The organism is Psychrobacter sp. 16-MNA-CIBAN-0192 (assembly GCF_040309565.1).
Taxonomy (GTDB): domain Bacteria; phylum Pseudomonadota; class Gammaproteobacteria; order Pseudomonadales; family Moraxellaceae; genus Psychrobacter.
On record NZ_JBEOOX010000023.1, the window covers coordinates 1 to 8,426 of the forward strand.

An 8,426-nucleotide genomic window follows, 5' to 3' on the forward strand; every position below is an offset into this window, starting at 1 on the left:
CGGGGGTATAGTTTCGTGTTTTCATTGTCGTATTCTCTCAGAAAGTTGAGCCTCCGACAATACCGGGGCGGTTCAACTGCTATAGCATCTTGAATCTCAACATCATCATAAGCATGTAGACCATTAAACGATGCGTTTTTTTTCATGATCTGAGTTATTACCCTGTTTGTCACTAGCTGATTTATATGTGACTGGAGATAACTTATTAGAGGATCAAGTAAGGTCGGTGTAAGCATGCTTACGCCCCAAATGACTATCACAAAAATAATTGAGCTTTTAGCGTTTGGATTCTCAAAAAGAGAGACAAGCTCACCAGTCGTATAAACATTAAGCGCAGGCATTATTCCTACGATAAGCAAACATATAGCCATTGCTATATGATACTTAGCACATGCGAAAAACACCTCCTTAATAGATCTAAAAAATAATATTATTTTTTCACTCATAATTTGCATTCTTTAAATTAATGTCTAAGACTCATTTTTTGTAAAATACAATCACAAGTACATTGGCACCACATGCTATAACACGCAGCCAAAGATTCAAGTCCTCACTAGGGAACCATAGAGACCATCCCACATTCTGTGTAACTGCCATTTAGATTAAATGCTTGCTGATGCGGTCATCAAACATAATCATAAAGCGATTCAAAGCAGACGTCCAGTTACGAATGGGCATTGACCACTTCTTGGACGCCTGCTGAGTTGCTAGATAGACTACCTTGAAAGCTGCCTGATCAGACGGGAACACCTTACGCTTATTCACCGCTGTCCGAATCACACTGTTTAGCGACTCAATAGCATTGGTGGTATAAATCGCTTTTCTGATGTCTTTAGGGTAACCAAAGAACACCGTCAAGCCCTCCCAGTTATTGCGCCAAGACCTGACCACATGCGGGTATTGATCACCCCAAGTCTCATCAAAGTGTTCAAGATTGGCCTTTGCTATCTCAAGCGTATCAGCGCCATAGATGGCCTTTAAATCAGCCACTACGGCCTTCTTATCCGTCCACGGCACAAACTTCATCGAATAACGCACCATATGCACGATACACAGCTGAACCTGAGCTTTAGGATAAACGGTGTTGATGGCATCAGGAAAGCCCTTTAATCCATCGACACAGGCAATGAGGATGTCCTGTACGCCGCGGTTTTGCAATTCAGTGAGTACGCCAAGCCAGAACTTAGCGCCCTCATTCTCTGATAGCCACATACCAAGCAGCTCTTTTTTACCGTTAAGAGCGACACCTAGCGCCAGATAAATAGCCTTGTTGATGATCTGCTTATCTTGACGTACCTTAACGACAATGCAGTCCAAATAGACGATAGGATAGATGCTGCTCAGTGGCCGGTTCTGCCACGCGGTGATGTCCTCTAAGATGTTGTCAGTGACTCTTGAAACTAAGCTGCTTGAGATGTCGACGTCGTAAAGCTCTTTAATGGTTTCGACGATCTCAGTGGTCGTTTGGCCTTTGGCGTAAAAGAATATGATTTTATCATCAAGACCTGAAATACGGGTTTGATGCTTACGCACTAAGGTGGGTTCAAAAGCGCCATCACGATCTCTTGGGGTGGATATCTCAAGATCGCCTGTGTCACTGCGGACGGTCTTTTTAGTGTGCCCATTGCGTTTATTAGGCTTATCAGCCTTTTCATGCTTAGGGTAGCCGAGATGGTTTTCCATCTCAGCTTCAAGGGCTGTGTCGATAAAGGATTGCATGAGCTGCTTTTGAAAGTCTTTGATGTCATCAAAGCTATTCATGCTACTAGCCATTTGCTCGGCCAGTTTCTTAATGTCAGTTTGGTTAGTCATTGCTTATTCTCCGGTTAGTGGATTATAAGCAGTTACACAGTTTTTAGGAAAGGCTCGAACCATAATACTTAGCAAGGTTTCCATAGATCATCAGCATAACGATTAACGGCTTAATAACTCCTGCGTCATCTTGAACCCACCAACATGATTAGGGTTTTGGAGCATTAATGCCCAGTAATCAATTAGATCGTTATAACTACCTTTAAAATTTTCAGGCATTTTATCTGAATTAGCATCGCAGAACTCTTTACCGAATACTTTTAGCTTATTAATCTGACCATCTGATAGACCTTTAGCTTGCCATGCAGAAGGTTTGATCTTGTCCTTATCAGTTGTACCTGTGAACGTAGCAACAGTAACAGCATCCTTAAAAGGATCTTTAAACTCTTTCTTTTTTGGCTTTTGATTGTCTTGTATACTGATTACAAAGTGGGTAATAATGCGCCCTACTTTTTCCTGCTCTAGGGTTAGGATAAAATCTTTTTGTTCGTTTATTTGCTTAATAGACGGTAACAGAACCCTTCTTTTAAATTCTGCGGTTTGAGGATATTTATCAGCACAGCCGAAAAACTCCTTCCATTCATCCAATGCCATCACAATTTGAGGGTATTGCTTGCCATTAGTAGGGCTTGCCCCTTTCCATTTGTTTACCAGTTCGTAAAGCCTTTTAGTATGAAATCCATTAAGGTCAATAGTCTTAGCATAGTCGTATTTAGTGTAAGCTTCACCTGTTTTACTAATTAGATACGCCAAGGGATCGGAAAACATCAAATAGATAAATCCACTTTGTTCCTGATAAGAGACAGCCTGTAGCCACCGAAAATTTAGCTTTGTTGGCTTATGCGAGTTTTTAGGTCTAGCAATGGTATAAATATCTTCCTCTCCTGCCATCTGTTTCAATTCATCAAGATAAATCGTACAGCTCAGCTTTCTATCATAAAGCCTTTGAGCAGTTTCCTTCAAAACTTCATAAGAATAATTAGAGTTAATTTTATTAGCTGTTGAAAATTCTTGAGCGCTTATAAAAACCTGCTTACCACCTGTACCCTGATTATGTAGCTTGTTGACCGCCAAAGTTAGTAAGTCATGTTCAGCAGGAGATAAATCATAAGCGCCCTCAATCAGTGCATTAGATTTCGAGATAACAATTTCTTTACCTTCAACATAGAAGTTTGGTTTTGCTATAAATTCAGACATTTTTAACCTCTTTAAATTATATGTATTATACATATTATAGTACATTTATGTACTATAATATTCAAGTACATCTCATTTCAGGGGTTTGTACATCTATCTTCAGGGGTTTGTACATCTATCTTCAGGGGTTTGTACATCTATCTTCAGGGGTTTGTACATCTATGACCTAGGAAAGCTATATGTAGCAAGGGTTTGAGCATCCTTATAATATAATAATATAATAATATAATAATAAAGAATTTATTTTTAATAACTATAAGAAGAAAAATACAAGATTAAGAGGGTTTAAGAATTAATCTATCTATTCAGTTTATTATCAGTATAATTAGAAAGATAGGGCAAGGACACATACAGGGGACTATCGTCTAATCCCAGTATGACCTTGCAAGGGGAAACCCCTTAACCCCAACTGTCACGAACCAATGTGACAGCAAAAGACTAAAAAACAAAAAGAAGATGAGCCAATGACCCAGCCAACTAGAAATAAAGAAATCAAAATTCGATTAACCGAAGAGGAACATCAAGCCCTTTTGGACAGAATGGAAGGTAACCAGTTAGCAACATGGATCAGAAAAATAGCCCTTTCTCAGAAAATTGCCAAACCCTACAAAAATGCTGACCCCAAACTTTTAGCAAGTTTAGGGCGCATTGGTGGCAATCTTAATCAGATAGCCAAACAAGCCAATACCCTAGATAAAGATACGGATAAGCTCAGAGTATTTGCACAGCTAGCCGTCATTAGGGAACAACTAAACGAGGTACTCAGTCGCCATGATCGTTAAATTCCTAAAAAATAGTGGTGGTGGTAGTGCAAAAGCCACTATGGATTATTTACTAGGTAAAGATAATGACCGTGAAGGAGCTAGATTGCTCTCTGGCGACCCTGAACTAACAAAAAGGCTGTCAGATAGCCTAAGCTTTCAAAATCGTCATACAGTGGGTGTATTAAGCTTTGAGGAGGTTGACCTTCCTGATGACCATAAAAGAGCCATTAGGGAGAGCTTTGAGAGTAGCTTATTAGCAGGTTTGGAGAAAGACCAGTACAACATCACATGGATAGAACATACCGACAAAGACCGCCTAGAGCTTAATTTTGTGATTGCCAACACTGAATTAACGACAGGTAGACGCTTACAGCCTTATTTTGACAAAGTAGATCGCCCACTGGTTGAGAACTGGAAACAAGTCACTAACCATGAGTACAAACTCACAGACCCTCACGACCCCGACAAAGCCCAAGCCGTTAAGACCCTAAGCAGCCAAAACTTACCTCAAGACATTCGAAAAATCAAAGAGCAGATAGGACAAGTGATTAGCCACCAAATCGAACAGGGCAACGTTACAGACCGAAAAGATGTGATAAACACGCTACAGCAAGCAGGCTTCGAGATCGCAAGGCAAACGGATAAATCTATCAGCATTAAAAATCCCGACGGCAAGCGCAACATACGATTAGAAGGCATTATCTATGAAAATAGACAATTTAATGAAGAATTTAGAGAAGAACGCCGCCGAGCAAGAAAAGACTATGCAGGAACAGGTGCAGAACGTTACCGAACAGCACTTAACAAGCTACAGTATGCTATTGAGGTCAAGCAGGAACGAAACCGAGCAAGTTTTAGCAGAGAATATCAAACTTATCAAAGAGAGCAGAAGCGCTTTACAACAGGCATTGGCTTGGAAAACGATGCTAGGGGGGCTGATGGGCGTTCTACTGACCGTATTCCTCATTCTGTTAGCAATGAACCTATGGACAGGGTTCAGTCTAAAGAACAAGAAAGCGGAGTTAGCGGAGATTACCGAGAAAATCGAACAATCACCAGTAGAGCTGAGATTGCTAGCCAAAATAACCGTAGTGGACTGGTCAGACGAGAAAGGGGGATTAGTCGTCATACCCAAGAGCAAGGCAATTTGGGAGACAAACCAGAACAAAGAACAAGCGCTATTCATCAAAAAATAGAGGTTGAACATGAACGACTTTTTGACACGCTGCAACGAATTAGCGGACGCACTGGAGAAAAGGACCTTACAGCAGCAACTACAGATAGAGCGATTGACCGCAGTCAATCGTCAGTTGAACGAACAGAGCAGCTCATTACAGCAACGAGTCGAAGTATTGGAGAGCGAGAACAAGCAACTAGCAGCCATGAACGACAAGCTGACCAATTTATTGAGATCAGCCAAGAAAAAACTAGGACTGTGAATCGTGGGATCGAAATAGATTTCTAATCGTATTAGTTTAGACGTATAATTGGCTTATGTGTAACATACAAACATAAGCGATAGGTGATTACTATGACTACGACTAATTATAATATACGGCTTGACCAAGATTTGAAGGATAGGTCTTTTTCTGTTCTTGAAAGCTATGGATTAACGCCTTCACAAGCCATTAGACTGTTCTTGAACCAAGTAGCAGACACCAATGCTGTTCCCTTGTCTTTTGACTATCAGCCTAAGCTTAACGCGCAAACTATCGCGGCTATTGCAGAGGTTGCCAATGGTAACGGTACTAAGTACGACAGCTTTGGTGATTTGATGGATGAGCTAGAAGGCGAGGCTGATGAGATCCATTGAAGTATCAAATCAGTTTAAGAGAGATGCCAAAAAGAACTATCTAAGCTTACTCACTCCTGCATGGGGCGAGGTGCTTAATTGTTTGACTAATGATGTAACGTTACCGGCTAAGTATAAAGATCATGCGTTGACCGGCAATCATAAAGGATTTAGAGATTGCCACATCAAACCTGATTTGGTGCTTATCTACCGTGTTCAGAGCGATACGGTAGATTTTGTTAGGCTGGGCAGCCATTCAGAGGTGTTTGATTAGCCTGTTTTAAGTGGTTCCATAATGACAGTCTGTTTTAAGTAGTCTGTTAATAGGCTTTTAAGGCGGTTCCCTTGGGGTATGCTTTAATTGCTAGGCGAAGCGGTGCTTCCTGCCAAAATACCGCCATCAATAGTCAACTCAGTACCAGTCACATATTTAGACTCATCGCTTGCTAAATAAAGTGCTGCATAAGCTACATCCATAACATCACCCATATAGCCTAGCGGAATACCCTTTGATATTGCTTCAATACCTTTATCACGCTCGTCACCTTCGCCTAACATGTTATCCCACATAGGCGTATAAATAGCCGCTGGATGAATAGAATTACAGCGAATGTCATATTCATTTTGGGCACAATATAACGCAACTGACTTGCTATGATTCCTTACTCCAGCCTTACTTGAGGCATAAGCTGCTGCTAAAGGGATACCGACCATACCTGAGCGAGAAGATATGTTAACAATGCTTGAGTTGCTGTTTTTATCCGTTGAACGATCTTTCATTAGAGCTATGGCTGTTTTGCACCCTAGAGCTACTCCATCGAGGTTAACCTGATGTACCTTATGCCAACTTGCCATATCTAAATTTTCAGGATCATGAGAGCCTGTAGTTTCTACAAATCCAGTGATACCTGCATTGTTGACTAAAATATCTAACCCCTTGTAATTTTTCTCAATATGCTGCTTAGCATTTTGCCAGTCGCTTTCACTTCCTACATCAAGATGGATATACTCTGCTGCTTTTGAATCGTTCCACTGTTGTCGCTTGCTATTAATATGATGACAAGCTTGTTTACCTTTTTCATCGTTGATATCACTTAATATGACTGTTGCACCTTCCTTGACAAATAGTTCTGCTATTGCTTTACCAATCCCTTGAGCCGAACCTGTAACTAATGCAATTTTATTGAATAACCTCATATATTTGTCCTTATTTTTTTTTAACCACTATACAAACTAGGTTTTTGTTAATTAAATATATTTTATTGAACATATTGTAATAGGTTGTTTTGAATTATTTTGAATATGTCGCGACATAATCTATTTAGCCAAGCAATTATTTACCATAACGTCCGTTGTGGGAACACGTTCGACTCCCGTATAGCGCACCGAACATAGCTAGTTATACAATTCGGGAAGCAAATTCACTTAACATACATACTAGATTGTATGCTCCATAACTCCTTAAAAACACCATCTATAGTCTTTAATTTTTCAGGAGAATCATCTTGAACCAAAACCCCTTTGTCTATCACTAAAACTCTATCAACGCCATTAATAGAGCCTAATCGATGGGTAATCATAAAACTTAGCTTCCCATTCGATAGATTCTTAAAGTCATCATAGAGCTTTACTTCCGATTTAGGGTCTATGGCTGATGTGGGTTCATCTAAAATAATCATTGAGCTGTTAGAATTTAAGCAACGTAAGATAGCGAGTTTTTGCCATTGACCACCTGAAAACTCAATACCTCCATATGATTTACCTATGAATGTATCTAAAGAAAAATTAGTAGGTAATCCCAGCTCGTCTCTTACTGTATTAGGGTCAGGTGCCGAGTTATTATTGAGTGTGATATTCTCATTGATGGTCAAATTAAACTTATAAAAATCTTGGAATACTGCCCCAATGCGTTTTCTTAACTCTGATACTTTGTATAAACGTATGTCATGACCGTTTATTAGGATTTGACCTTCAGTAACATCCCAAAACCGACAGATTAAATGAACGAGTGTTGATTTCCCTGCTCCATTATGACCCACAATAGCGATTGATTCACCGATTTTAGCAGAGAAATTTATGTTCTTGAGGATGTGTTTTTCAGTGTCAGGATATTTGAAACTCACATTAATAAATTGAATACTCTCTATTCGCTGTATCCCTAAGCTGCCATCTTTTATGTCATGTGAATAATCTAAAAAAGAAAAGTACTTTTTAAAGTAATCGAGTATTTCATACAGTATAGATCCATGCTGTATCAGTACCTCCATACGATTGTTTAACATAAATATTGACTGTAAAAGTATAACAATCGATGAAACTGTAATAGCAGAGGCTTTATTTTGTTCATACAATGAGAATAGAACCACACTAATGACTATAATCGTTATGAATTGGAAGGGTATGGGTTTTGTGAAAATACTGAATTGTGCTTTCTTTAGCTCGTTATAAACGTTTTGAAAAGCATTATTATACTTATCCGTTATCAATTCATAGGCTTCGAACAGATGAATATCCTTTTGAGCTTCTCTTGAAAAGGTTAAGGAAGAAAAGTAATCCATAAAACGGCTTTGCTTGCCTGTTTCCATTAAGGCTTTCCAACTAAATGAAGCCACTCTAAAGTTAATGTAGGATAAAGGAACAGAGGAGAGTAAAACTGCGAAGGGAATCCACCATCTAATAGAAAATAACAGAAAAGATAGAGCTATGATGGTAACCGATTCTCTGATTATCGTGACTAGGATCACTGAGAAATTAGTTGGTCTAAATCTAGATTGGTTTTTTAGAACTGAACCGCCCCGACTTTATCGGAGAGTGATTTACTTGAGTCAGGCAGCAATACCTGACAGGATTAAACTATCATA

9 protein-coding genes are annotated in these 8,426 nt (G+C 39.4%); 4 read left to right on the top strand and 5 right to left on the bottom strand.

Annotation, left to right across the window (positions count from 1 at the left end):
* The 3 genes from AAEY78_RS11935 to AAEY78_RS11945 form a co-directional block, all read right to left on the bottom strand.
* Positions 1–446, bottom strand: a 446-nt coding sequence (locus AAEY78_RS11935; RefSeq protein WP_352339566.1) for a hypothetical protein, incomplete at its 3' end; no start/stop codon positions are given.
* A gap of 151 nt (positions 447–597) precedes the next feature.
* A complete protein-coding gene (locus tag AAEY78_RS11940; RefSeq protein WP_352339567.1) occupies positions 598–1,812 on the bottom strand; it encodes an IS256 family transposase in 1,215 nt (404 codons plus the stop codon).
* Positions 1,813–1,914: 102 nt separating this feature from the next.
* Positions 1,915–3,009: a replication initiation protein gene (locus AAEY78_RS11945; RefSeq protein ID WP_352339568.1), complete on the bottom strand. Its 1,095-nt coding sequence runs from the start codon at positions 3,007–3,009 to the stop codon at positions 1,915–1,917.
* Positions 3,010–3,473: 464 nt separating this feature from the next.
* Here AAEY78_RS11945 and AAEY78_RS11950 point away from each other — a divergent pair, with 464 nt between their 5' ends.
* From AAEY78_RS11950 to AAEY78_RS11965, 4 genes are all read left to right on the top strand, one after another.
* Entirely contained in the window at positions 3,474–3,791 is a 318-nt protein-coding gene (locus AAEY78_RS11950) for a plasmid mobilization protein (protein WP_352339569.1), read from the top strand.
* The gene (locus tag AAEY78_RS11955) at positions 3,781–5,238 is read left to right on the top strand and encodes a relaxase family protein (protein ID WP_352339570.1); all 1,458 of its coding nucleotides are present in this window, start codon (positions 3,781–3,783) and stop codon (positions 5,236–5,238) included. The genes AAEY78_RS11950 and AAEY78_RS11955 overlap by 11 nt, the downstream gene beginning before the upstream one ends.
* Positions 5,239–5,304: 66 nt before the next feature.
* Positions 5,305–5,586: a type II toxin-antitoxin system RelB/DinJ family antitoxin gene (locus tag AAEY78_RS11960; protein ID WP_352339571.1), complete on the top strand. Its 282-nt coding sequence runs from the start codon at positions 5,305–5,307 to the stop codon at positions 5,584–5,586.
* Entirely contained in the window at positions 5,573–5,839 is a 267-nt protein-coding gene (locus AAEY78_RS11965) for a type II toxin-antitoxin system RelE/ParE family toxin (RefSeq protein ID WP_352339572.1), read from the top strand. The genes AAEY78_RS11960 and AAEY78_RS11965 overlap by 14 nt, the downstream gene beginning before the upstream one ends.
* An 83-nt stretch (positions 5,840–5,922) precedes the next feature.
* Here AAEY78_RS11965 and AAEY78_RS11970 read toward each other — a convergent pair whose 3' ends face one another.
* Together AAEY78_RS11970 and AAEY78_RS11975 are read right to left on the bottom strand one after the other, a co-directional pair.
* The gene (locus tag AAEY78_RS11970) at positions 5,923–6,762 is read right to left on the bottom strand and encodes an SDR family oxidoreductase (protein WP_352339573.1); all 840 of its coding nucleotides are present in this window, start codon (positions 6,760–6,762) and stop codon (positions 5,923–5,925) included.
* A 224-nt stretch (positions 6,763–6,986) separates the two neighbouring features.
* On the bottom strand, positions 6,987–8,150 hold the full coding sequence (locus AAEY78_RS11975) for an ABC transporter ATP-binding protein (protein ID WP_352339574.1): 1,164 nt from the start codon (positions 8,148–8,150) through the stop codon (positions 6,987–6,989).
* Positions 8,151–8,426 lie beyond the last annotated feature (276 nt).